This window comes from Candidatus Dormiibacterota bacterium (assembly GCA_035532835.1).
In the GTDB taxonomy this organism is placed as follows: Bacteria; Vulcanimicrobiota; Vulcanimicrobiia; order Vulcanimicrobiales; family Vulcanimicrobiaceae; genus DAHUXY01.
The window spans coordinates 1-23,682 of the sequence record DATKQG010000098.1; the positions used below are offsets into that span (position 1 = coordinate 1).

Sequence of the window (23,682 nt, forward strand, 5' to 3'; positions counted from 1 at the left end):
CGAATCAGCGATTCTCCGGACGGAACGTTGCAGTCGGGCTCGACCCATAGCGCGGCAACGTCGGCATCCCACCGGCGCAGCTCGATCGCGCGTCGTACCGCGGCGAAAACCTGGGGCTCGGCGTCGCGCACGAACGCATAGAGTTGCGGCTGACTCTGCGTAAAGACGAAGTCCGCGTCGGCATCGATCAGTCCGAGCGCGGTGACGAAGGTGCGCGCGGCTTTGCGCGCGGCCTGTTCGTAAGTCCACAGCCACGCAACGTCGAGATGCGAGTGTCCCCAGAGCGCGAGCGCGGGCCGCTCGAACGCACGCGCCGTTCGCGCGGCTTTGGGCGCCCGAGCTTCGATGCCGATCGACGTATCCGGCTGCGGATGGGAGCGCGCGAGCAGCCACCACCAGCGCAGGTCCGGGCGTGAAGGCAATCCGTTGGTCGGTAACGCGTGGCGTTCGACTTCGATACGAATGGTGCGTTCTCGCGTATCGGGCGGAATGACGATCGCGCCGTGCTCCCGATCGAACGAACCCACGGCTCGCCCGTCGATGCGCGCGAGCGCTCCCGTGCGCGTGCGATAGGTTACGGTCAGCGGCAGCTCGCCGGGCGGAAGCCGGGCCTCGAAGACCACGAGCGCTTCGGTGCGCGCGACGTCACGAAGCGCGCGCCAAACGCGTCGGCCGCTCATTCCGAGGGCGTGAGCCGTAACCCGCCAACTTTGCCGGTGGCATCGTCGAGAGAAAAAATCATCAGCGCCTTCGTACCGTTTTTAAACGTGACCGCGTAAACGTACGCCGTGTAGGTGGGCCCGTGCACGATCCGCGATTGCGTGAAACTCGTCGGAGCGCCGAACGGCGCGATCTCACCCGCAAGGCTCGTAACGGAGGCGTCCGTCATCGCTGCGTTCATCTCGGGCGTGAGTTGCGTGCGATCGATCTTGCCCGACTGCATCATTCCGAGCCACGATTGCGCGCGTGCGAGAACGGCCGCATCGGGCGACGCCGCCGGTGCGGCGGAGGCGGACGGGCCGGGCGACGCGGGGGCCGCTACGGCCTGGCCGCCGCACAGCGCGAGCACGCATGCGAGAACTGCAACAAGAATCTTCAAGCGATGATGTCCTTTCGACTGTGGTTGCCTGCTCGCTTGTTCCACGCGCTCGGTACGATTCCCACGAGCGCCGCGAGCAATCTCACGATCCCACCAAGTCTTTCAGGGCCGAGTTGAAAATCTTCGGGGCTTTCCCTTGGAACAGGACGGACTCGTTGCCGCCGATCTGTTTGCGCAGTTCCAATAATTCGTCGCGGAGCGCCGCGGCTTTCTCGAACTCGAGGTTGCCGGCGAACTCGCGCATCTTCTGCTCGATCTCGGCGGCCATTTTCATCGCCACGTCGCGCGGCAATTTATCCAGCTTGAGCTGGGCGGTCGCCTCCTCGGTCGCGCCGATCATGCGCAGAATGTCGTGGATCTCCTTGCGAATCGTCGTCGGCTCGATACCGTGCGCCAGGTTGTGCGCGACTTGCCGCTCGCGGCGTCGCTTCGTTTCGCCCAAGGCTCGCGCCATCGATTCGGTGATCACATCGGCATACATGATGACTTTGCCGTCGACGTTGCGCGCGGCGCGCCCGATGGTTTGAATCAGCGAGGTCGTGCTCCGGAGATACCCTTCTTTATCCGCATCCAAGATGCCCACGAGCGAAACTTCCGGTAAATCCAAGCCCTCGCGCAAGAGATTGATGCCCACCAACACGTCGAACACGCCGAGCCGAAGATCGCGCAGAATCGCAATGCGTTCGAGCGTATCGACCTCGCTATGCAGGTAGCGTACTTTGAAGTTCATCTCCAGCAAGAAGTCGGTGAGATCCTCGGCCATCTTCTTGGTGAGGGTCGTCACCAGGACGCGCTCCTTGCGTTGCACGCGCAGCCGAATCTCTTCCATCAAGTCGTCCACCTGGTTGCGCGTCGGCCGAACGTCGACTTCGGGATCCACGAGGCCGGTCGGGCGAATGATCATCTCGGCCACCTGCGTGCTGCGGCCGACTTCGTACGTGCCGGGCGTTGCCGATACGTAGACGACCTGATTGATGTGCGCGTCGAATTCGTCGTACGTCAGCGGGCGGTTATCGAGGGCGCTCGGCAGGCGAAACCCGTGCTCGACCAAGATCTGTTTGCGCGCACGATCGCCGGCGTACATCGCATGCGCCTGCGGCAGGGTGACGTGCGATTCGTCGATGAACAGCAGCCAGTCTTTCGGAAAGAAGTCCAGCAAACACGACGGCGTGGAGCCCGGCTCGCGCCCGGTAAGGTGCCGCGAATAGTTCTCGACGCCATTACAGTAACCGACCTCGCGCAGCATATCCAGATCGTAGCGCGCGCGCTGCTCTAAACGCTGCGCCTCCAGCAGCTTCCCATGCGCTTTGAAGTATTTGAGCCGCTCTTCGAGTTCGGCCTCGATCGAGATGACCGCACGGCGCAGTTTTTCATCCGGCGTTATGAAATGCTTGGCGGGAAAAATGTGGAGCTCGTCCTTGCTCTGGACGTATTCTCCGGTCATCAAATTGACGACGTTGATCGCTTCGATTTCGTCGCCGAAGAACTCGATCCGATGGACCAGCTCCTCGTCGACCGCGACAAATTCGAGGACGTCGCCGCGCACTCGAAACGTCCCTCGGACTAAATTCAGATCGTTGCGGCGATACTGCATGTCGACGAGTTGCCGTAAAAAGGCGTCTCGGTCGAGTTCGTCCCCGACCGCGATGCGGGCCGACATCTCCATGTAGTCCGAAGGCGAGCCCAAACCGTAGATGCACGAAATCGACGCGACGATCAGCGTGTCGGGGCGGGTGAGCAGCGATTGCGTTGCCGAGTGGCGCAAGCGTTCGATCTCGTCGTTGACCGAACTATCCTTCTCGATGTAGGTATCCGTCGAGGCGACGTACGCTTCGGGCTGATAGTAATCGAAATACGAAACGAAGTACTCGACCGCGTTGTTGGGAAAGTACTCGCGAAATTCGGCGCAGAGCTGCGCCGCCAGGGTTTTGTTGTGGCACAGGACCAGCGTCGGCTTCTGGACGAGTTCGATAGTCCGGGCCATGGCCATCGTCTTGCCGCTTCCGGTGACGCCCAGCAGCGTTTGGGCGCGATCGCCCCGCGCGATCCCCTCAGCGAGGATCGCGGTAGCGACGGGTTGGTCGCCCGCCAGAGCATACGGGGAGACGAGTTCGAAGCGTTGGGCCATAGAGCGCTATACGACAACCGGCGGGCGATACCGGGTTGCAGGCTATACCTTCTGCGCCGCTCGGCGAGGATAGCAAGCGTCACACTCTGAATCTTGCAACTCCATCCCTAAAGCTGCTCGTGGAGAACGGACTGTTGAGCAATAACGCGCTCGTATTCAGCGGAAGCTCAAACTACGCGCTCGCCGACGAGATCGCCAAGAAACTCAAGATCCATGTGGGCAAAGCCCTCGTCTCGCAGTTCAAGAACGAAGAGACGCGGATCGAGATCGGTGAGAACGTGCGCGGGTCCGAAGTCTTTGTCGTGCAGTCGATCTGCAAGGCGCCCAACGGCAACGGCGTCAACGATTCGTTGATGGAGTTGCTGCTCATGATCGACGCCCTCCGGCGCGCGTCGGCGGCCCGCATCACCGCGGTCATCCCGTATTACGGGTACGCGAAACAAGACAAGAAGACCAAAGGACGAGAGCCGATCTCGGCCAAGGTCGTCGCCAATCTGCTCAAGGTGACCGGCGCCAAGCGTCTGGTGACGATGGATCTCCACGCCGCGCAGATTCAGGGCTTCTTCGATATGCCGGTCGACAACCTGATGGCCATGCCGACGCTCTGCAACTACCTCAAACGCGAAGGCCTTTGCGAGGAACGGATCGTCATCGTCTCGCCCGACGCCGGCGGCGTCCACCGGGCCGAACTCTTCGCCAAGCGTTTGAACAGCTCGCTCGCCATCGTCTTCAAGCGCCGGCCCGAGCCCGACGTCTCCGAAGTCACCGACATCGTCGGGCACGTCGAGGGCAAGATTGCGGTCGTCGTCGACGACATGATCTCGACCGGCGGCACGCTCGCCAAGGCCGCGGAAGCGATCTTGGCGCGCGGAGCAACCAAAGTGTATACGGTGGCCACGCACGGCATCTTCGCCGGCGACGCCGTCGACGTGCTGGAACGCTCGCAGATCGAGCGCGTCATCACCACCAACACCATCCCGCTCCCGAATCTCGACGAGCACCCCAAATTCGTGCAACTCTCGATCGCGCAGACATTCGCCGACGCGATCAGCCGCATCACCACCAACCGTTCGGTATCCGAGCTGTTCAACAGCGAAGAATCCGCCGCGGCAACAGAGGCGCCGGCCGAGCCGGCCGCCGTTTAGAAAAGGTACGATACCATGGCAACCAAAGAACTCACCATCCCCTTCGAGCGCCGCGAAAAAACCGGTACCAGCAGTGCCCACGCACTGCGCGCCGCCGGAAAAGTCCCGGCAGTCGTTTACGGGCATGGCGCCCAGCCGCAACACGTCGCGCTCGACGCTAAAGCTTTCGACGAAGCGCTCCACCGTGGTGGGCGTACCGGCATCGTCACGCTCTCCGAAAATGGCAAAAATGTCGAAACCGCGCTCGTGCGCGAAATCCAGATCAACCCCGTTTCGCAGAAGGTCTTCCACGTTGATCTGCAGCGCGTCGGCGTCCACGAATCGGTCCGTGCGAAGTTACCGGTCGTGATGGTCGGCGTTGCGCGCGGCGTCAAAGATTCCGGCGGCGTGATGGACGTCATCGCGCACGAGCTCGAGATCGAGGGCCCCGCCGACGAGTTGCCGGAGCGTCTCGAAATCGACGTCGCCGGGTTAGGTATCCACGAACATGTCGTTGCCGGCGACGTCAAGCTCCCCAAGGGCTTCAAGATGCTCACCCCGGCCGACACAACGGTGGTCGTGATCGAAGCGTCGAGAACCGCATCGCAGGTCGAAGAAGCGGCAACGCCGGCCGAACAGCTGCAGCCTGAAGTCATCGGACAGAAGTCCGAGGGCGAATAGTCCTGGCCGAACGAAGCGCCCCACGCATCGTCGTGGGGCTGGGCAATCCCGGCAAAGAGTACGAGGCAACGCGCCACAACGTCGGCTTTATGGTCGTCGACGAAGTGGCGCGGCGCTTCGGTGCGTCGTCGTGGAAGAAAAAAGACAACGCCATGCAGTTCTACGACTCCGCCCGCGGTGTCGTGTTGGTCAAGCCGCTGTCATTTATGAATCTCAGCGGTGCCCCGGTGCGCGTGATCGCCTCGTGGTATCGGACCCCGCCGAGCGATATTCTCGCCATCGTCGACGATATGGATTTGGCCTTCGGTACGCTCCGCATGCGGCCGTTCGGCGGGCACGGCGGACACAACGGCTTGCGCTCGATGATCGCGACCCTGGGCGAAGGCTTCCCCCGGCTGCGCGTAGGCGTCGGCAGGCCGGCCTTCGGGACGATCGATCACGTGCTCAGCCCGTTCCCGCCCCAGGAACGCCAGGAGCTCCCGCGGGTAATCGATGCAGCCGCCGACGGCGCGCTGCGCTACCTCGAAGAAGGCATCGAAGCCGCGATGCAGTTCGTCAACAATTGGAGTTTGTAACCTCCTTCGCCGAACACTCGTTATATAAAGACGGGTTGCGGAATGTCGAGGTGATCGCCACGGAACAATTCAAGGGAGCCACATTCGTCGTTCGGGTCGATAGCGCGACGGCGCGTGCGACCGGCAGCACCCTGATCGACGACCTGCATTTCTTAGCCGAACACGCAGTGCATCCGGTCGTCGTGGCGCCCAGCCCGCGAGCGGCGCACGCGATCGTGCGGACGATCAATCGCAGCACGGATATCGCGGTGAGCTTATGCGGCGCCGACGCAGCGATGCTGCCGCAGACGGCGGCGGGCATCGGCCGCGTTCAGACGCGCATCCTGCGAACGCTCTTGGATCAAGGCTTTATCCCGGTCGTCGAGCCGACGGCATTCGCGGCATTTTCGAACGACGATCCCCGCGTGATCGCCGACGACGTCGCCGCCGCGATCGCGAGCGCCCTCAAAGCGACGCGAGCGCTCTTCTTCCATCCGGCCGGCGGCGTGACCGACCCAAAAACGCACGAGACGATCTGCGAGCTCACGCCGGCCGAAGCGCTGGATCTCGCCGAGGATCGCGCGCTCTCGAAAGGCTTGCGGGCGACGATTCGGGCGGCCGCGTTCGGGGTGCGAAACGGCGTCCCGGCCGCGCAGATCGTCGATGGGCGGCTCGCTCACGCGGCCATCCTCGAATTGATTACCGCGCAACACTTGGGCACGCAGGTTACCGGCGGGATCGTCCTGGCGGCGTAGCCCTACGGACAGGCGTTAGGGACGCCGTTGATCGCCGCTACGCGCACTCCCGCGGACGGTACGCGCATGAGAAAGATGCGCGTGACCACGTTCGGACAGACTTGCCCCAGGCTTTGATCGGTTTGACGCACGATCGCTCGAACGCCCGCCGCGGGATCGTGGGTGAGCGCTACCGCATAGCGATCGGCGCGCAGCGCCATGCTGGAGCTCACCGCGTTGTCGATCGGTGAAACCACCAGATAGGCGGCGCAGAGGAGCGCGCCGACCAAGGCCATCCGCGATAGCTCGTCGTCGTCGCGCCGAAACCCGACGCGGTCCGCGACGAATACCGCAAGTGCGGTGCCGAAGATCACGAGCAGCGCGTCGTACAGCGCTCGCCGGAGGGGATCGTGGTCGCGCACGTACCCAAGCTCGTACGCGACCGCAAACGCAATTTCTCGCGCGCTCTCACCCGCCAGCAGCGTATCCGAGAGCACCAGGCAGTCCGAATTACCGAGCCCTTCGACGAAGGCGGCCTCTATCTGCGAGCGATTGGAACGCGTCTGCACGTACATCGGGAGTGACGATCCGGCGCGCGTTTCGATGCGATTCAGCCGCGCGGACAAGGGCCCTCGCAACGGCTCGATCCGATCGTGAGCGAGGGTGCGAGCGAACGGCGTCGCATAGGCGACCGCGATGCTGATGACCACGATACCGAGCGCGGTATAGATGTACCACTGGTGGGTCCGCGCGACCAGCCACAGCACGACCGCGATCAAGACCCCGACCGCGAGCATCGAAACCAGCGTATCCACGCACCAAGAGAGCGCCCACTCGCGAGCCAATTCGCTTGAAAGCCCCATGATCCGGTCGATGCGGTAGAGATAAAACTCCGGGATCGCCGATGCGAGTTTGGCGAGCAATGCGAGTGCCGCGCCGAAAATGAAGCGCACGGCCCACATCGATCGCATCCGATGATGCAAAAAGTCACGCAGACGTGCGGCGTATCCCGATCGCCAAAAGTATGCAAGCAGCGCGATCTGCGCCACGACCGAAAGCAACCATCCGGGTAGTGTCCAGCGAGCAAGCCGCTCCGCCGCCGATTGGCGATCGGGATCGACCAGCGCCGTGGCCGGTTCGTGCAACAATTGCGAGGAGGTAAGCGCGTCGACGCGCCGATCGATGGCGTTCGGGCGCGAGAGGGCGGCCTGCGCCGCATGCGGGACAAAGCCGGCGAGCAGGGCGAGGAGCAGCATCGCCAGGAGCGACCGCGCGCGGCAAAGGGGCATAGCCATGGGTTCGCGGGAACGACGCGCTTTGCTTTTTTAACGATAGACGGCGTACGTGGCTGCGTCGACCGCGAAGGAGACCCGGTCGCGGCCGTGGCGTTTGCTGAAGTACATCGCTCCATCCGCCGCCTCGAGTAAGGCGTTCGACGAGCGGGCGTCGTGCGGAAAGGTCGCCACCCCGATGCTCGCCGTCACCCGGAGCGGTATGCCGAAATCGCGCTCGCGAATTGCAACGCAGAGGGCGTGGGCGCGCTCGATGGCGACCGTCTTCTGCGATTCTCGCACCAGTGCGCAAAATTCGTCCCCGCCGTTTCGGCCGGCGATATCCACGTCGACAAAGGTGTGGGCGCGGAGCACGTCCGCCATCCCTTGCAACACGACGTCACCCATCGCGTGCCCGAACTCGTCGTTGACCCGTTTGAAGTTGTCGGTATCGATGAACCAGAGGCTGGCGGAGATCCGCGTTGCTTGCGCGCCGGGCGCGAGCTCGGCATGCAAACGGTCGCGAAACGCGCGCGGGGTCAGCAATCCGGTAAGCGCATCGTACGTCGCATCCGCACGGTCGGCTTCACGTTCGCATGCCAGCGTGTATGCCAAACCCGCATCGAGCATGATTCGCGCGACGCGTTCGTTCCGGGCGAGCGCCATATCGCTCGACGACGAAGCGTACAGAAGGCCGCGCAAGCCGTCTGCGTCGCAGAGCGGAATCGCCAGCGCTCGCCGATCGGTCGGCATGAACGGCCGTAACGAACCGGAGAGGACCGCGTGGTGACGGAGCGCGGCGGCGTGGGCGACGAGGTGATGCTGCGCGTCGCGCGCGACGCGTGCGGTTACAAAGTGTTCGGCTCGCACGCCGGATGCAAACGAACAGCGCAATTCGTTGCCGTCCGGCGTGAAGGCCACCAAGGCATCGACGGCCGGGTCGATCGCGCGCAAGGTGCGCTCGAGTTGCCGGAGTACCGCGTGGCTCGATTCCCGCGAGGATTCGACGCACGCGTGGAGGCTTGCGAGATCCTCCGATGCTTCGTCGCATGCGACGCGATGAAGGCGTGATTTGTCCCGCAAACGCGCGTGCGCTCGCCACGCGACCCACGCAAGCGCGGCAAAGGGTACGATAAGCGAGAGGATCAATACGAGTAGCGGCATACCAGACGCATAGCGTAGTACCACGCTCCGCAATCGCGCGGACACGAAGAATGGAGTTCACAGCAGGCTCTCGTGCTCGACCCGAAGGACTGGACGGCGTTCAGAGCGCTCTCGCACGCCGCCCTCGATGACGCCCTCGACTACCTCGAAGGCATTCGCGAGCGCCCCGCCTGGCAAGAGGTGCCCGCCGACGTGCGGGCGCGCCTCGCATCCGCCATGCCGCAGGAAGGCGCACCGCTCGAATCGATCTACCGCGAATTCGTACGCGACATTCTGCCCTATCATAGCGGCAATATCCATCCACGCTTCTTCGGGTGGGTTCAAGGGAGCGGCACGCCGACCGGCGTGATCGCCGAAATGCTCGCGGCGACGATGAACCCGAACGTCGGCGGACGCAATCACGGCGCCGTGTACGTCGAACGCGCCGTCATCGCTTGGTTCTTGCGTCTCTTCGGATTCCCCGAGGGAGCGAGCGGCGTGATGACCGTGGGCACGTCGGCTTCAAACGTGATCGCCATACTCGTCGCACGCACCCGCGCGCTCGGTATAGGCGTGCGGGAAAGCGGCCTCACCGACGAGCCCCGGCTCGTCGGCTACGCATCCTCCGCAACGCACGGATGCGTTCGGCGCGCCTTTGAAGTCGCCGGGCTCGGGAGCGCCGCGCTGCGCGTCCTGCCCACCGATTCGCAGCATCGGCTCGACCCCTCCGCGGTTGCGAGCGCGATCGCTCGAGATCGCGCGGAGGGTATGCAACCGTTCATGATCGTCGGCAATGCCGGCACGGTGGACGTGGGAGCGATCGATCCGCTCGTGGAGTTGGCCGATCTTGCCGAACGCGAAGGGCTCTGGTTCCACGTCGACGGCGCGTTCGGCGCGACCGCAATCTTGGCGCCGACGATCGCCCCACGCCTCGCCGGCATCGAACGCGCCGATTCCATCGCCTTCGATTTTCACAAGTGGCTCCAAGCTCCATACGACGCCGGGTGCCTGTTGGTACGCGATGGCGAGATCCACCGCGCGACGTTCGCTTCGTCGCCTTCCTACCTCACGCGCATGCCGCGGGGCCTCGCGAGCGGCCAGCCGTGGTTTACCGATTACACGCTCGATCTTTCGCGCGGATTTCGCGCGCTCAAGGTTTGGTTTACCATCAAAGAGCACGGTGCCAACGGCCTCGGTGCCGCGATCGAACAGAACGTGCGCCAAGCCAAGCTCTTGGGTGGAATGATCGATGCGGACGAGCGCTTCGAGTTGCTCGCACCCGTGCAACTCAACATCGTCTGCTTTCGCTATCGCAAGCCGGGCCTGGACGAAGCGGCGCTCGACGCGCTCAACGACGACCTCGTGATCGCGCTGCAAGAAAGCGGCATCGCCGTCACGTCGTCAACGACCATCGGGCACCGCCGGGCGATCCGCGTCTGCATCGTCAATCACCGCACGCAAGACGAAGATCTTACCATCCTTCTGGACGCACTGCGAACGCTCGCGAACGTCGCGAATTAGCGCTTGGGCAGGGGCTTTGCCGGATTTCCGGCGACGCGTTCGCCGGGCGCGACATCCTTGGTGACGACCGATCCGGCTCCCGTCATGGCTCCGTCGCCGATCGTGCGCGGCGCCACGATCGACGTATTGGAGCCGATCGATACGCGTTTGCCGATGACCGTCGCGTGTTTGTTCTTGCCGTCGTAGTTGCAGGTGATCGTGCCGGCGCCGATATTCGATCCCTCGCCGATGGTCGCGTCGCCGAGGTAACTGAGGTGGCTCGATTTAGCGCCGTCGGCCAATCTCGATTTCTTGACCTCGACGAAATTGCCGATGCGCACGCCGGCTCCCAACTCCGCTCCGTCGCGAATGTGCGCGAAAGGGCCGACCGTCGAACCGTCACCGATGCCGCTATCGGCTACGACGCTTTCGCGAACCGTTACTCCGCGGCCCAATCGAACGTTTGAAAGCCGCGCGTTCGGGCCCACGACGCAGCCTTCGCCGATCTCGCTCAAGCGGCCGATCGACGTGTTCGGATAGACAACCGTATCGCGACCGATCGCGAGTTCCGGCTCGAGGTAGGTAGTCTGCGGGTCCAAAATCGTGACGCCTTCGCGCATGTGCCGCTCGCAGAGGCGCTCGTTCATCGCGCGTCGCGCTTGCGCCAGTTCGACGCGATCGTTGACGCCGAGAACCTGCTCGTGATCCGGCGCGTGCATCGAGCGAACGGGTCTGCCGCCCTTCACGAAATGCTCCACAACATCGGTAAGATAGTATTCGCCTTGCGCGTTCTCGTTTCGCAACGCCCCAACGGCATCGCGCACGGCATCTTCGTCGAAAGCGTAGATGCCCGCGTTCATCTCAGAGATCGCCAGCTCGGCGGTATTGGCGTCGCGTGCTTCGACGATGCGTCGCACGTGCGCGCCTTCACGCACGACGCGCCCAAAATTCGAGGGCAGCGGCATCGAGGCGGTGACCAGCGCCATCGCGGTGCCGCGTTCTTCGTCCAGCGCGGCGAGGAGCGCGTGATAGACGTCGTGCGGTACGAGCGGCATATCCGCGTACGCAATCACGATCCGGCCTCCGGCGAGCGGCGCGATGCCTTCCAGCGCCACGCGCACGGCGTGACCGGTGCCCAATTGCTCGCGTTGCAGCACCGTCGGTACCCCGAACGCGGCGACGTGCGGCTCGAGCTCCTCGTTAGCGACGACGACGATGTCGCCGATTCCGGCCTCGCGCAACGCGGCCAGCGTATACCACAGCATCGGGCGCCCGCAGAGCTCGTGGAGCACTTTCGGCGTCGAGCTTTTCATCCGCGTGCCTTTGCCCGCGGCCAAGACGATTGCCCGAACCTTCATGCGCTCTCCCCTTGCGATACCGCGTCGAGCAGTTTCTTCCACTCCGTCTGTTCTTTCGCACTCGGGACGCCGAGCACTTCGAGAGCGCTTCGCAAGCGCTCGCGCACCATATCGCGCCCCAGCAAGTCCATCGCGTCGTAGAGCGGGATCGACGTCGGGCTGCCGGTGATCGCCACGTAAAACGGGCGCGCGACGTCGCGAAACTTGCGGCCTAACGCCTCGGCGACGCGCTTGAGCGCCCGCTCTATGCCGGCGATGCCCCAATCCGGCATGGCATCCAGTTCGAATAGTGCAAGCTGATAGGCCTGACGCACCGCTTCGTCGTCCAGCTTGCCGCCGCGCAGATCGCCGGCTTCCAGCGGGAGGCGCCCGGCGAATAAAAACGCCAACAGAAGGCCCAGATCGCTGAGGCGCTCGATGCGCGGTTGCGCGAGTTGCGCGATCCGTTCGATGCGCTCCGGAGAAAAAGCCCAATCGCGAACGCGCGCGACGAACGCCGCGGGGTCGAGCCGCTCGCGAACGTATCGCCCGTTGAGCCAATCGAGCTTCTGCACGTCGAAAACCGGCCCGCCGAGCGGGACGTGATCGAGCGAAAAGCGTTCGACCATCTGCTCGAGGCTCAGGATTTCATCTTGGCCGTCGTGCGCCGAATTGGCCAGCAATCCGAGAAAGTTTGCCAGCGCCTCGGGCAGATAACCCATGCTCTTGTAAAAAAGTATGCCGGTGGGATTTTTACGTTTGCTGAGCTTGCTCTTATCGGGATTGCGCAAGAGCGGCAGATGCATGATCGACGGCGGCTGCCAGCCGAAGTACGAGTACAGCAACAGATGTTTGGGTGCGCTCGAGACCCACTCTTCGCCGCGAATGACGTGCGTGATCTCCATGAGATGGTCGTCGACCACGTTGGCGAGGTGATACGTCGGCAGCCCGTCCGACTTCATCAACACTTGCATGTCGATGCTCTGCCATTCGATTTCGATCTTGCCGCGGCGCAAATCGTCAAACGTGCAGACGCCGGTTTCCGGCACCTTCAGACGCACGACGTAGGGCTCGCCGTTCGCCTCCCTGCGCGCCGTTTCGGCGGCGTCGTAGCTCAAGCAGAGGCCGTCGTAGCGAGGCGGCTTCCCGGCGGCGCGTTGTGCGACGCGCATCTCGTCCAGACGAACGGAGGTGCAGAAGCACTTGAACGCGTGCCCCGCTGCGAGCAGTTCGTCCACATGCTTCTGGTAGATGGCCGATCGCTCGCTCTGCCGATATGGGCCGTGCGGGCCGCCGACATCGGGGCCCTCGTCCCACTGCAGCCCGAGCCAATGCAGCGCGTCGAGAATCGCCCGCTCGCTCTGCGGCGTGCTGCGCACCTGGTCGGTATCCTCGATTCGCAGCAGAAATTCGCCGCCGTGATGTTTGGCGAAACAGTAATTGACCAGGCCGACGTAAGCCGTGCCCACATGCGGGTCGCCGGTCGGCGATGGCGCGATACGCGTGCGAACTTTCAAGACGTAAACTACCCTTTACTCACAAAAAACGGGCCCCGGATTGTGCAGGGCCTCAAGCGGCGTGGCACGATGGATCGAACGAAAGCTAACCGACGAGTTCGCGCCGTTTTCCGCATTGGGATTCGACGAAGTCGACGATCTCCTGTAGTGGAGCGCCCGGGGTGAAGACCGCTTGCACGCCACGCTGCTTGAGCTCTGCCGCGTCTTCGGGCGGAATGGTTCCGCCGCCGAAAAAGACCACGTCCTCGGCGCCTTGTTCTTTCAACTGGTCGATGACCAACGGAAAGAGCGTCATGTGCGCGCCGGAGAGAATCGAGAGCCCGATGCCGTCGGCGTCTTCTTGAATGGCGGTCTGCACGATTTGCTCGGGCGTCTGGAATAGGCCGGTGTAGATCACTTCCATCCCGGCGTCGCGTAACGCGCGAGCGATGACTTTGGCGCCGCGGTCGTGCCCGTCGAGGCCAGCCTTGGCGATGATGATACGCAGTGGTCGATCGGCCATACTATCCCTTGCTATCGTTCGGCGATTGTGGCCCGAGCCTGCGGTCGCGCACGCGGCTCAGGCGCAACGCTTCCTCGAGCTTTTGCATGACTTGCGAAAGCGTCCGGCGCATCCGGTGGGCCTCGAAGTCGCTAAGCGTCTGTGGCATTAAAACACCGACCGTTCCGTGTAGCGCCCGTACACTTGCACCATCGCTTCGGTAATTTCGCCCTCGGTGCAATACGCGTTGACGCAGTCGATCAAGTGCGGCATCAGGTTGTCCTTCGGATCGCGACACGCGCGTTGCAGGCGTTCCAGCGAAGATTGCACCGTGCCCGCATCGCGCTTCGCGCGGACGTCCTGCACCGAACGGGCCTGCGCGCGCTCGACTTCCTCGGTAATTTTGAGCAAGTCCATGTCGCCCGGCTTCTCGTCGCGTGCGAAGGCGTTGACGCCGACGATAACTCGATCCTTCGCCTCGATCGAACGCTGGTAGCGGTACGACGCCTCGGCGATTTCTTTCTGGAAGAATCCGGCCTCGATCGCTTCGACGACGCCGCCGTACTCCTCGATCTGTGCGAAGTAGGCCTCGGCTTGGCGCTCCATCTCGTCGGTGAGCGCCTCGACGAAATACGATCCGCCGAGCGGGTCGGCCACGTTGGTGACGTTGGTCTCGTAGGCCAACACCTGTTGCGTGCGCAGCGCGATCTCGACCGATTTTTCGGTCGGCAGCGCGAGCACTTCGTCCATCGAGTTGGTGTGAAGGGATTGCGTCCCACCCAGAACCGCCGCCATCGCTTCGTACGCTACGCGGACGATGTTGTTCTCGGGCTGCTGCGCGGTCGCGCTACAACCCGCCGTCTGCGTATGAAAGCGCAGTTGCCACGATTTTGGATTCTTGGCGCCGTATCGGTCGCGCATCCGTCGCGCGTAGATGCGGCGAGCGGCTCGAAACTTCGCGATCTCCTCGAAAAAGTCAATGTGCGAATTGAAGAAAAACGACAGCCGCGGAGCAAACGAATCGACATCCATGCCCGCCGCCATGCACGCCTCGACATACGCGAACCCATCGGCGAGCGTAAAGGCCAGTTCTTGCGCCGCGGTCGAGCCCGCCTCGCGAATGTGATAGCCCGAGATCGAAATCGTATTCCACTTCGGCATCTGCGCGGTGCAGAATTGGATCATATCGACGATCACGCGCATGTGCGGACGCGGCGGGAAGATCCACTCTTTCTGCGCGATATACTCTTTGAGGATGTCGGCCTGAATCGTTCCGCCGAGTTGCGCCCGCGGGATGCCCTTCTTTTCGGCCGCCGCGATGTATTGCGCGACGGCGATAGCCGCCGGGCCGTTGATCGTCATCGAGGTGGTGATCTTGCCCATGTCGATGCCGTCGAACAGCACCTCCATATCGGCGAGCGAATCGATGGCCACGCCGCAGCGGCCCACCTCGCCGCGCGATTGCGGCGCGTCCGAATCGTAGCCCATCAAGGTGGGCATATCGAACGCCACCGAGAGCCCCATCTGCCCCTGAGAGAGTAGGAAATGATATCGCTCGTTGGTCTGTTTAGCGTTTCCGAACCCCGCGAATTGGCGCATGGTCCAGAGGCGGTCGCGGTAGCCGTTGGCGTGGATGCCCCGCGTGTACGGGTACTGCCCCGGATAGGCGAGGTCTCGGGCCAAATCCAAGTGAGCCACGTCCTGCGGGCCATACACCGCCTTCAACGGCACGTCGGAAATCGTGCGGTCGGTCGCCCCGGATCCGGGGCCAACGCGCGGCTTTCCAACGGAAGCGGAAACCTCCCAAGCCTGCTGCTGTGCCTCGAATTCGGGTGTAGTCGGTGCGCCAAGGCCGCTGGCGCGGTCGATTATCTTCGCCACGTGAACCCTCTTTGAATATGTCTGTTCGAACCGATATTCTCCCAAAGCCCAGCACGCCCCGCAAGCGATTTGGTGGCAGCGCCGAACGGGGGCTCTCATATGCAAGCATTCCGCCCCCTGCTCCTCGCCCTTCTGGCAGCCCTTGCCGCGACCGCCGGCGCCGGCGCAGCGCTGGGGACGTGGCACTTCACCACATCGTACGGCGAACTGACCGTCACCCGCATTCCCGAATACGCCCAAAGCGCGCCCCAGGTGCAAGCGTCGGGTGTGATCTTGCGCGCGGCGAGCCGCGCGATCCCCGGCAACCCCTCGCAATCGGCGGCCGATTCTTGGCAGATCGCCTACCGGACGACGGTTAGCCGAAAGACCACCCCGAGGGCGATTCTCGCCCCGCTGGCCAACGAGGAAGTCGCGGCCCAAGTTTCGTCGCGGATGCGCATTTTGCAGTACGGCACGACCGCCGTCTGCGGCAAGCCGGCATCATTCTATACGGTGAGCGCGGACGCGAGCCAGATCGGGGCACGGGTCTACAGCGTTCGCGTGATCGCGATCTTCGATACGCAAGCCTGGGAGTCGACGCTCAACATGGTCGACCGCCCGATCTATCACCGGCCCGGCGCGCTGCCGAAGCTCCTCCGCATCGCCCAAAGCTTCTGCGTAAAACCGAAGTAGCGCTTATAGACCTTTGACGGTGGCGCGGGCGCGGTTCGGCCGCGCGTGCTCGTAGCGTTCGTGCCCGTGCATACCGAACTCGAGCAACACGCGTTCGGCGGCGGCGTAGGGATCGAGCCCGATGTCGGCGCGCCGCTCGAGTTCGCGATCGAGCTTGTGCTGCAGTTCCCCGAGTGCGAGCTGTTTAACTTGATGGATGAAGGCTTCGCGGCGTTTTTCTTCTATTTCGCCCGTTTCGTTTAGGTAGGCCACGTGCGCTGCAATCGCCGCCCACAGTTCGTCGATCCCCTCTCCCGATAACGCTTGCGTCATTACCAGTTCCGGAACCCAACCCGTGAAGTGCAACATCTCCATCATCGATCGGATCTCGCGTCGCATCTGATTGGCCATCGGGTGATCGGCCTTGTTGACGACGAAGATGTCGGCGATCTCCATGATGCCGGCTTTGAGCACTTGCACCGAATCGCCGCTGCCCGGTTGGAGGGCGACGAGCGTCGTTTGCGCCAGCTCCGCGATCTCGATCTCGCTCTGCCCCACCCCGACCGTCTCGATCAACACGACGTCTATGCCGAAAGCATCCATGAGCAACACGGCATCGGCCGTCGCTCCGGCCACGCCGCCCAAGTGCCCGCGGCTGGCCATCGAGCGAATGAACACGTCGGGATCGACGAAGTGCTCGGTAAGACGGATCCGGTCGCCGAGCAACGCTCCGTGCGAAAAGGGCGAGCTTGGGTCGACGGAGATCACGCCGACGGTCTTACCCACCGACCGCGCCTTGCGCACGATCGCCGCCGAAAGCGTGGACTTGCCCACACCGGGCGGGCCGGTGAGGCCGATCGTCATCGCGCGGCCGGCGCGCGCGTACACCTGGCGAATCAACTCGGCTCCGCGGCCGGATTCCGCCCACGAAATCGCTCGTGCGAGCGCGCGCATCTTGCGCTCTTCAAACTCGCGCAACAGCGCGTCCAACCCAACCAAGCTCGACAAAGTAGCTCTTGGATTGCGGCCGTGACCGCAGCGCCCCTTCCGCATCGAGCGAACGGGTTTAGGCCGGGAGTACGGAAGGTTGCAGCGTGCTCGCCTTCGCGTTCGCGCTGGCCATGGCGACCGGCGCGCTCCCCCATCCGGCCGCGGCCCGGGTCGATCTCATCGTGCGCAGCGTCATGCACGACCGCGGCATCGAGGGGCTCTCCGTCGGCGTCGTCCTCGGCGACCGCAGCGCAGTTCGTGCGTACGGATATACCGACCGGTCGCACGCCGCACGCGTCCGTCCGCGCACGCTCTTCGCCATCGGTTCCCTCTCGAAAGGCATGCTTGCGGCAGCGGCTCGCAGCCTGAACGCCGCCGGTCGCATCCGCATGGACATGCGCGTGGACGAGATCGATCCGTCCTATTCCGCCGCGAGCGACGTCACGTTAGCGATGCTGCTGGAGCAACGCAGCGGCATACCGGACTACGCGCAGATGCCCACGTTCGATCGCTTTTCGCGCGAACCGCAAAGCCCCCGAGAACTCGTCGCGCGCGTTTCCGCCCTGCCGCTGCTTTTCCAGCCCGGCACGCAAACCGCATACAGCAACACCAACTACCTTCTGGCCGGAATGGCGCTCCAGGAAGCCGTCGGATTACCACTCGCGGCAATCGAGCGCGAGGCGGTCTTCGGCCCGCTCGGGATGCACGCAACCCGCACGTGGCAGCCGTTCGTTTTCGAAGCCGGTCGCGCGTGGGGAAACGTCGCGCCCGGTTCGCCGACCCTCACGTTCGGTGCCGCCGATCTCGAGTCGAACGCGCCCGATCTCGATCTCTGGATGGGCGCGCTCTTAACGCACCGCTTCTCGACCGGAGCGATCGGTTTTTGGAACGGTACGCTTTTCGGCGACCGCGTGACCGCGCAGAGCGGATACGTCAACGGCTTTTCAGCATACATGTTGTTGCTGCCGCGCCGGCACGCCGGCGTCGTGCTGCTCTGCAACGCCGACCGCATCGACTTGGGGCCGCTCGCTCAAAGCGTCATGGCCGCGGCCTTGAATCTCCCCGACTAAATTCGTTTCAAAAGGGAACGCCCGCCGATGTGCGAGAGAACCTCTCGATGCATCGAATCGCAGCGCGGCTGGTCGCGTACGCCGTGCCGGCCGCGCTCGTCCTGGGACTGGCGCTCGGTACGCGGATGCCGGCGGCAGCGCAAACGCTGGTCGTGCCGCTAACCGGGCAACGCCATCGCGCGATTGCGACCGATTCGCTCTTTCACACGCTGTTCGCCGATTTCTATCCCCAAGACGACAAGACGACCTACGTCCACACCGGCGATATTCCCGCGATGTGGCTGCGCGATTCGGCCGAACAAGCGCTGCCGTACGTTCGATTTCTGGTGGCATATCCGATTCTGCGAAGGCGCATCGCCGGCGTGATCGAGCGCGACGCACGGAACATCGACAAGGACGTGTATGCGAATGCCTTCACCGCGCGCTACGGGATTTGGGAGCGCAAATGGGAGGTCGACTCCCCGGGTTGGCCGATGCTACTGGCGCTGGTTTACTGGCAGCATACCGCCGATCGTTCGCTCTTCACACCGGCCCTGCATCTCGCGCTCGAGCGCATCGTCTTTACCTACGGTTGCGAAGAGCATCATCGCGTCTGCAACCGCTATCGCTGGCCCCATTCCGTGCCGACGCACGAGCGCTACGACGACGCTACCGGATTGATTTGGGGCGCGTTCCGGCCGTCCGACGACCCGGTCGAGTATCGTTTCAACATCCCGCAGAACGCATTCGCGGTCGTCGTTTTGCGCGTGATAGCGCGGCTTGCGACCGAAGGGTACGCGGATCGCGGGCTCGCGCGGCAAGCCGATGCCGTCGCCGCACGCGTGCAGGTGGGGATTCTCCGCTACGGTTTGGTCTACGACCCGCAACGCAACGACTGGATGTACGCCTACGAGACCGACGGTGACGGCCGGTTCAATCTGATGGACGACGCCAACATGCCGAACTTGACCACGCTACCGGCGATCGGCTGGTGCTCCGCCTACGATCCGACGTATCTTGCGACGCGCGCGTTCGCGTTGAGTCTGGATAATCCGTGGTTCTTCACCGGAAAGTATGGCGAAGGGCTGGGCAGCCCGCATACGCCCTACGGTTACGTCTGGCCGCTCGGGATTATCGGGCGCGCCCTCACCGCGACGTCGTCGCAAGAAGTCGCCGAAAGCATCACGACGCTCGCGGAGACCGATTCGGAGAACGGGCTCATTCACGAGAGCTTCTATCCCGGAGGATACTGGCGATATACGCGCGCCGAGTTCGGTTGGGGCAACGCCCTCTATGCCGAATTAATCTTTCGCTCGCTTGCCGGTTTTCATTCCAATCAGTTCGTGCGCGACCGTACGATCGTGCCGTTCGAGGTGCCGAGCGAAACGCCCACGCTCGTTCCGGAGATTACCCAGATCGACAACACCGCGGAATTGATGGCCACCTTAGGACGCTTGCTCTATTTGGGAAGAATGCGCGCCGGCGAAGTGAAGTGACTACCCGCCGAAACGCCGCTGGCGCTGCGTAAATTCGGCAATCGCTTCGGCGAAATGCTCTTCGGTGAAATCCGGCCACATAAGCGGAAGCGTGAGAAGCTCGGTGTACGCGAGTTGGTAGAGCAGAAAATTCGAGACGCGAAAATCGCCGCCGGTGCGAATCAGGAGATCCGGATCGGGTGCGTGGGGTGCGTACATGTGCGCGCTCAAGAGCTGCTCGTCGATGTCGTCCGGAGCGAGCGTCCCGGCGGCGACGTTGCGCGCGATCGCCTGCACCGCACGAACGATCTCCGCGCGGCCGCTGTAATTGAGTGCGAGGGTGAGCGTCAAGCGCGAGTTGTGCTGCGTCGCGCGAACGAGATCGCGCACGGCCGCGCGTGCCGGAAACGCGAAGGCGTCCAAATCGCCGATCACTTCGACGCGTACGCCCTGCTTCGAAAGGCCCGGTTTCTCGCTCTGGGCGCACGCGGCGCAGAGCGACATGATCAGCTCCACCTCGTGCGGGGAACGCCCCCAGTTTTCGGTGGAGAATCCATAGACGGTGATGCGCTCCACGCCGGTAGCAAGCGCTCCGCGAACGGCCGCCCGCAGCGCCGTAACCCCGCGCCGGTAGCCTTCTACCACAGGTAGCCGGTGAGCGCGTGCCCAACGCCGGTTGCCGTCCATAATCAGGGCGACATGGCGAGGGATTTCCAGCGGGATCGGCGCCTGCAACATTTGCTTACTTTGTAGCACAAAGTATTTGCGCCCGCAAGGTGGCGGGGGGACGCGCGCCGGTCGCCAACCTCCATCCTATCTATGAATCAGGGTTACTATCGATATCCGACGATCGCCGGCGAACGTCTAGTTTTTGTTTGCGAGGACGACCTCTGGAGCGTTCCGCTTCGGGGCGGCGTCGCGACCCGCCTGACGGTCAGCTTCGGAGCCTGCTCGATGCCGCGGCTCTCGCCGGACGGGCAAAGCATTGCCTTCGTTTCGAACGACGAGGGGAACCCCGAAGTCTACGTGATGCCCGCGGGCGGCGGCCAGCCCGAGCGGCGCACGTTCCTGGGATCGACCGTTGCATCTGTCGTCGGCTGGAGCGCCGACGGCAGCGACATCTATTTCGTCGCTAACCCCACCGCCTGGTACGAGGGCGAGACGCGCCCGTTCGCCGTCGCCCGCGATGGTGGAGCGCCACGCGAACTGCACGTCGGGCACGCGCGTTCGTTCTCGTTCGGTCAGAACGGCGGCATGGTTTTGGGGCGCAACGCCAACGACCCGGCCCGTTGGAAGCGCTATCGCGGCGGGACCGCGGGCGAGATCTGGATCGACGCGCCGGCAACCGGCGAGTTCGAGCGCCTGCCGCTGCCCGATGGAAATCCAACTTGGCCGATGTGGCTGGGCGAGCGGGTCTTCTTCCTCGCCGATCACGACGGCATTGCGAATATCTACTCGTGTTCGATCGACGGATCGGACGTTACGCGCCATACGCACGAAGCGGAGTATTACGCCCGCTTCCCCTCGACCGACGGCACGCGCATCGTCTATACGGCCGGCGGAGCCATCGCGCTCTACGATATCGCGAGCGATACGACGACGGAGATTTCGATCGAAACGCCCTCGGCCGCACCGCAGACCGTGCGCCGTTTCGAGGGCGCGTCCGAATCGCTCGAAGATTTTTCGCCGCATCCCGACGGAACGCGCCTCTGCTTCATCTCGCGCGGCCAAGCGTTTAGCATGCCGCTCTTCGAAGGGGCGGTGATCCATCACGGCTATTCCAGCCGCATCCGTACGCGGCTAGCGCAATGGTTGCATGACGGCAAGCGCTTCGCGTGCGTCACGGATCGCAACGGCTACGAGCAGATCGCCGTACAGCGCGCGGACGACGCTGAAGAAGCGCGCACCGTTACCGACGGCGATATCGGACGCATCACCGAGTTGGTATGCTCGCCCAAGAACGACACCGTCGCGTTCGCCAACCATCGGCACGAATTGTGCGTCCTCGACTTGAGTGACGGAAACATTCGCAAGCTCGATACGAGCCCGGCAAATCGCATCACGGACGTGGCATTTTCTCCCGATGGCCGCTATTTGGCGTACGTGTGGTGGCCCGCGCAAGGCACGTCGATCGTGCGCGTTGCAAAGGTGAAATCCGGAAAAATCCACGACGTGACCTCGCCGTTGCGCGTCGATCACTCACCCGCGTGGGATCCGGAAGGCAAGTATCTCTATTTTATCTCGACCCGCGACTTCAATCCGGTCTACGACGCGCTGCAATTCGATCTGAGCTTCCCCCAAGCCCAGCGCCCGTTCCTCGTGACGCTGCGCAACGACGTGCCCTCGCCGTTCGTCGCACAACCCAAACCGATCCATCGCGAGCACGAGCACGATCACGACGCGCAGGATGAAGGCGATAAGAAGGCCGGCAAGCTTCCCGATATCGACATCGATTTCGACGGTATTACCGGGCGCATTCTCTCATTCCCGATCGAAGAGGGCGAATACGACCAGGTCATCGCGGCCAAGGGACGCGCGCTCTTCACGCGGATGCCGGTGCACGGCATCAAGCCGGCGGGACGCGACGACGACGACGATCACACGCTGGGCGTATTGATCGCCTACGATTTCGAGCAACAACGCAGCGCCATCGTTGCCCACGACGTGAACGAGATCCGCATGGGCGCCGACGGCCACACGCTCGTCTATCGTTCGAACGATCGCTTGCGCGTCATCGACGCCGCGAGCGACCTCCCCGAGGACGAGGCCGATAAGCCATTGCCCGAAGCCGGTCGCAAGAGCGGCTGGATCGATCTGGACCGGGCGAGCGTCGAAATCGTCCCGCGCGACGAATGGGCGCAGATGTATCGCGAAGCGTGGCGCCTGCAGACCGAGCAGTTCTGGGTCGAAGACATGAGCGACATCGATTGGGACCGCGTCTTCGATCGTTATAGCAGCGTCCTCAAACGCGTGCGCACGCGCACCGAACTCTCGGATTTAATCTGGGAAATGCAGGGCGAACTCGGCACATCGCACGCCTACGAATACGGCGGCGACCACCGCATTCCACCTCAGTATCAGCGCGGATTCCTGGGCGCTGATATCGTGTGGGACGGCGAGCGCAACGGCTATCGCATCGAGCGCATCTATCGAGGCGATTCTTGGACGCGTGAGAGCGATTCGCCGCTGGCCGAACCCGGCTTGGACATTCACGAAGGCGATCTCATCGTCGGCGTCAACGGCAAACGCGCCACCGCGACGCTCTCGCCCGATCACCTGCTGGTGAACGCTGCGGGCAAAGACGTCGCGCTCACGATCAAGACGCGAAAGGACGAGGAGCGCACGCTGCTTGTCAAAGCCTTGAAGAGCGAGTCGAGCCTGCGTTACCGCGCGTGGGTGGAGGCGCGCCGCGCGTACGTGCACGAGCGAACCGGCGGGCGCGTCGGCTACGTCCATATTCCGGACATGGGCCCGTGGGGATTCTCCGAATTCCATCGCGGTTATTTAAGCGAATTCGACCGCAACGGGTTGATCGTCGACGTGCGCTACAATCGCGGCGGACACGTTTCGCCGCTGCTTCTCGAAAAGCTCGCGCGCAAGCGCGTCGGCTACGACGTCCCTCGCTACGGTGCGGCCGTGCCGTATCCGCCGGAGTCGGTCAGCGGCCCGATGGTTGCGATCACCAATCAATTTGCGGGATCCGACGGCGACATCTTCAGCCACTGCTTTAAGCTCTACAAGCTCGGTCCGCTGGTCGGAAAGCGCACCTGGGGCGGGGTAATCGGCATCAATCCATACCATCATCTCGTCGATGGTTCGCTCACGACGCAGCCCGAGTATTCGTTCTGGTTTAGCGACGTTGGTTGGAAAGTCGAAAACTACGGCACGGATCCCGACTACGACGTCGATATCGCTCCGCACGATTATCGCGACGGCAAAGACCCGCAGATGGACTTCGCGCTACGCTTGATGGAGCGTTCGCTCGAAACCGCGGTCGAGGTGCGTCCGGATCTCACCACGCGTCCGTCGCTCCCGCTGCCCACCTTGCAGTAACGCTCGAAGCGCTA

21 protein-coding genes are annotated in these 23,682 nt (G+C 63.4%); 9 read left to right on the plus strand and 12 right to left on the minus strand.

The window, feature by feature from the left end:
* The 3 genes from VMW12_12705 to uvrB form a co-directional block, all read right to left on the minus strand.
* The coding region (locus VMW12_12705; GenBank protein HUZ50578.1) for a hypothetical protein at positions 1 to 680 on the minus strand (680 nt) is incomplete at its 3' end.
* The gene (locus tag VMW12_12710) at positions 677 to 1,099 is read right to left on the minus strand and encodes a hypothetical protein (GenBank protein HUZ50579.1); all 423 of its coding nucleotides are present in this window, start codon (positions 1,097 to 1,099) and stop codon (positions 677 to 679) included. The genes VMW12_12710 and VMW12_12705, both read right to left, overlap by 4 nt.
* 82 nt (positions 1,100 to 1,181) lie before the next feature.
* Positions 1,182 to 3,227 carry an excinuclease ABC subunit UvrB gene (gene uvrB, locus VMW12_12715; GenBank protein HUZ50580.1) on the minus strand — a complete coding sequence of 682 codons (2,046 nt, stop codon included), beginning with the start codon at positions 3,225 to 3,227 and terminating at the stop codon, positions 1,182 to 1,184.
* A gap of 119 nt (positions 3,228 to 3,346) precedes the next feature.
* On the opposite strand from uvrB, the gene VMW12_12720 reads away from it, so the two are divergent.
* The 4 genes from VMW12_12720 to VMW12_12735 are packed head-to-tail and all read left to right on the plus strand — an operon-like array spanning position 3,347 to position 6,341.
* Positions 3,347 to 4,372, plus strand: a complete 1,026-nt coding sequence (locus tag VMW12_12720) for a ribose-phosphate pyrophosphokinase (protein HUZ50581.1) — start codon at positions 3,347 to 3,349, stop codon at positions 4,370 to 4,372.
* A 15-nt stretch (positions 4,373 to 4,387) separates the two neighbouring features.
* Positions 4,388 to 5,032, plus strand: a complete 645-nt coding sequence (locus VMW12_12725) for a 50S ribosomal protein L25 (GenBank protein ID HUZ50582.1) — start codon at positions 4,388 to 4,390, stop codon at positions 5,030 to 5,032.
* A gap of 32 nt (positions 5,033 to 5,064) precedes the next feature.
* Entirely contained in the window at positions 5,065 to 5,607 is a 543-nt protein-coding gene (gene pth / locus VMW12_12730) for an aminoacyl-tRNA hydrolase (protein HUZ50583.1), read from the plus strand.
* Positions 5,608 to 5,657: 50 nt separating this feature from the next.
* The gene (locus VMW12_12735) at positions 5,658 to 6,341 is read left to right on the plus strand and encodes a hypothetical protein (protein ID HUZ50584.1); all 684 of its coding nucleotides are present in this window, start codon (positions 5,658 to 5,660) and stop codon (positions 6,339 to 6,341) included.
* Between the two features lie 2 nt (positions 6,342 to 6,343).
* Here the strand turns inward: VMW12_12735 and VMW12_12740 are convergent, their stop codons facing one another.
* Both VMW12_12740 and VMW12_12745 read right to left on the minus strand, forming a co-directional pair.
* Positions 6,344 to 7,609 carry a M48 family metalloprotease gene (locus tag VMW12_12740; GenBank protein ID HUZ50585.1) on the minus strand — a complete coding sequence of 422 codons (1,266 nt, stop codon included), beginning with the start codon at positions 7,607 to 7,609 and terminating at the stop codon, positions 6,344 to 6,346.
* 36 nt (positions 7,610 to 7,645) lie between these two features.
* Positions 7,646 to 8,755, minus strand: a complete 1,110-nt coding sequence (locus tag VMW12_12745) for a GGDEF domain-containing protein (protein HUZ50586.1) — start codon at positions 8,753 to 8,755, stop codon at positions 7,646 to 7,648.
* 72 nt (positions 8,756 to 8,827) lie between these two features.
* On the opposite strand from VMW12_12745, the gene VMW12_12750 reads away from it, so the two are divergent.
* Positions 8,828 to 10,255: a pyridoxal-dependent decarboxylase gene (locus VMW12_12750; protein HUZ50587.1), complete on the plus strand. Its 1,428-nt coding sequence runs from the start codon at positions 8,828 to 8,830 to the stop codon at positions 10,253 to 10,255.
* Here the strand turns inward: VMW12_12750 and glmU are convergent.
* The 5 genes from glmU to VMW12_12775 form a co-directional block, all read right to left on the minus strand.
* Entirely contained in the window at positions 10,252 to 11,592 is a 1,341-nt protein-coding gene (glmU, locus tag VMW12_12755) for a bifunctional UDP-N-acetylglucosamine diphosphorylase/glucosamine-1-phosphate N-acetyltransferase GlmU (protein ID HUZ50588.1), read from the minus strand. The two genes, VMW12_12750 and glmU, sit on opposite strands and share 4 nt — an antisense overlap.
* Positions 11,589 to 13,088: a glutamate--tRNA ligase gene (gene gltX, locus VMW12_12760; GenBank protein HUZ50589.1), complete on the minus strand. Its 1,500-nt coding sequence runs from the start codon at positions 13,086 to 13,088 to the stop codon at positions 11,589 to 11,591. Before gltX ends, glmU begins: the two co-directional genes overlap by 4 nt.
* Before the next feature lie 85 nt (positions 13,089 to 13,173).
* On the minus strand, positions 13,174 to 13,590 hold the full coding sequence (locus tag VMW12_12765; GenBank protein HUZ50590.1) for a cobalamin B12-binding domain-containing protein: 417 nt from the start codon (positions 13,588 to 13,590) through the stop codon (positions 13,174 to 13,176).
* Position 13,591: 1 nt separating this feature from the next.
* Positions 13,592 to 13,738, minus strand: a complete 147-nt coding sequence (locus tag VMW12_12770; protein HUZ50591.1) for a hypothetical protein — start codon at positions 13,736 to 13,738, stop codon at positions 13,592 to 13,594.
* The gene (locus VMW12_12775) at positions 13,738 to 15,450 is read right to left on the minus strand and encodes a methylmalonyl-CoA mutase family protein (protein ID HUZ50592.1); all 1,713 of its coding nucleotides are present in this window, start codon (positions 15,448 to 15,450) and stop codon (positions 13,738 to 13,740) included. The genes VMW12_12770 and VMW12_12775 overlap by 1 nt, the downstream gene beginning before the upstream one ends.
* Positions 15,451 to 15,549: 99 nt before the next feature.
* Between VMW12_12775 and VMW12_12780 the strand changes: the two genes are divergently transcribed.
* Positions 15,550 to 16,122: a hypothetical protein gene (locus VMW12_12780; GenBank protein HUZ50593.1), complete on the plus strand. Its 573-nt coding sequence runs from the start codon at positions 15,550 to 15,552 to the stop codon at positions 16,120 to 16,122.
* A gap of 3 nt (positions 16,123 to 16,125) precedes the next feature.
* Here the strand turns inward: VMW12_12780 and meaB are convergent, their stop codons facing one another.
* Positions 16,126 to 17,109 (minus strand): methylmalonyl Co-A mutase-associated GTPase MeaB, encoded by a 984-nt coding sequence (gene meaB / locus VMW12_12785; protein HUZ50594.1) that lies wholly within the window; start codon positions 17,107 to 17,109, stop codon positions 16,126 to 16,128.
* An 86-nt stretch (positions 17,110 to 17,195) separates the two neighbouring features.
* Here meaB and VMW12_12790 point away from each other — a divergent pair, with 86 nt between their 5' ends.
* Positions 17,196 to 18,161, plus strand: coding sequence for a serine hydrolase domain-containing protein (locus VMW12_12790; GenBank protein ID HUZ50595.1), 966 nt, complete (start codon positions 17,196 to 17,198; stop codon positions 18,159 to 18,161).
* A gap of 47 nt (positions 18,162 to 18,208) precedes the next feature.
* Positions 18,209 to 19,636, plus strand: coding sequence for a glycoside hydrolase family 125 protein (locus VMW12_12795; protein HUZ50596.1), 1,428 nt, complete (start codon positions 18,209 to 18,211; stop codon positions 19,634 to 19,636).
* Here VMW12_12795 and uppS read toward each other — a convergent pair whose 3' ends face one another.
* Positions 19,637 to 20,371: a polyprenyl diphosphate synthase gene (gene uppS, locus VMW12_12800; GenBank protein ID HUZ50597.1), complete on the minus strand. Its 735-nt coding sequence runs from the start codon at positions 20,369 to 20,371 to the stop codon at positions 19,637 to 19,639. It abuts the gene before it with no gap.
* A 63-nt stretch (positions 20,372 to 20,434) separates the two neighbouring features.
* Between uppS and VMW12_12805 the strand changes: the two genes are divergently transcribed.
* Positions 20,435 to 23,668 carry a PDZ domain-containing protein gene (locus VMW12_12805; GenBank protein ID HUZ50598.1) on the plus strand — a complete coding sequence of 1,078 codons (3,234 nt, stop codon included), beginning with the start codon at positions 20,435 to 20,437 and terminating at the stop codon, positions 23,666 to 23,668.
* The last annotated feature ends 14 nt before the right edge of the window (positions 23,669 to 23,682 follow it).

Bases quoted from the DNA above. Each gene is read 5' to 3' on its own strand.
- uvrB (HUZ50580.1), bottom strand. From the start codon at position 3,227: ATGGCCCAACGCTTCGAACTCGTCTCCCCGTATGCTCTGGCGGGCGAC.
- VMW12_12725 (HUZ50582.1), top strand. From the start codon at position 4,388: ATGGCAACCAAAGAACTCACCATCCCCTTCGAGCGCCGCGAAAAAACC.
- VMW12_12740 (HUZ50585.1), bottom strand. From the start codon at position 7,609: ATGCCCCTTTGCCGCGCGCGGTCGCTCCTGGCGATGCTGCTCCTCGCC.
- VMW12_12745 (HUZ50586.1), bottom strand. From the start codon at position 8,755: ATGCCGCTACTCGTATTGATCCTCTCGCTTATCGTACCCTTTGCCGCG.
- glmU (HUZ50588.1), bottom strand. From the start codon at position 11,592: ATGAAGGTTCGGGCAATCGTCTTGGCCGCGGGCAAAGGCACGCGGATG.
- VMW12_12765 (HUZ50590.1), bottom strand. From the start codon at position 13,590: ATGGCCGATCGACCACTGCGTATCATCATCGCCAAGGCTGGCCTCGAC.
- VMW12_12770 (HUZ50591.1), bottom strand. From the start codon at position 13,738: ATGCCACAGACGCTTAGCGACTTCGAGGCCCACCGGATGCGCCGGACG.
- VMW12_12780 (HUZ50593.1), top strand. From the start codon at position 15,550: ATGCAAGCATTCCGCCCCCTGCTCCTCGCCCTTCTGGCAGCCCTTGCC.
- VMW12_12795 (HUZ50596.1), top strand. From the start codon at position 18,209: ATGCATCGAATCGCAGCGCGGCTGGTCGCGTACGCCGTGCCGGCCGCG.
- VMW12_12805 (HUZ50598.1), top strand. From the start codon at position 20,435: ATGAATCAGGGTTACTATCGATATCCGACGATCGCCGGCGAACGTCTA.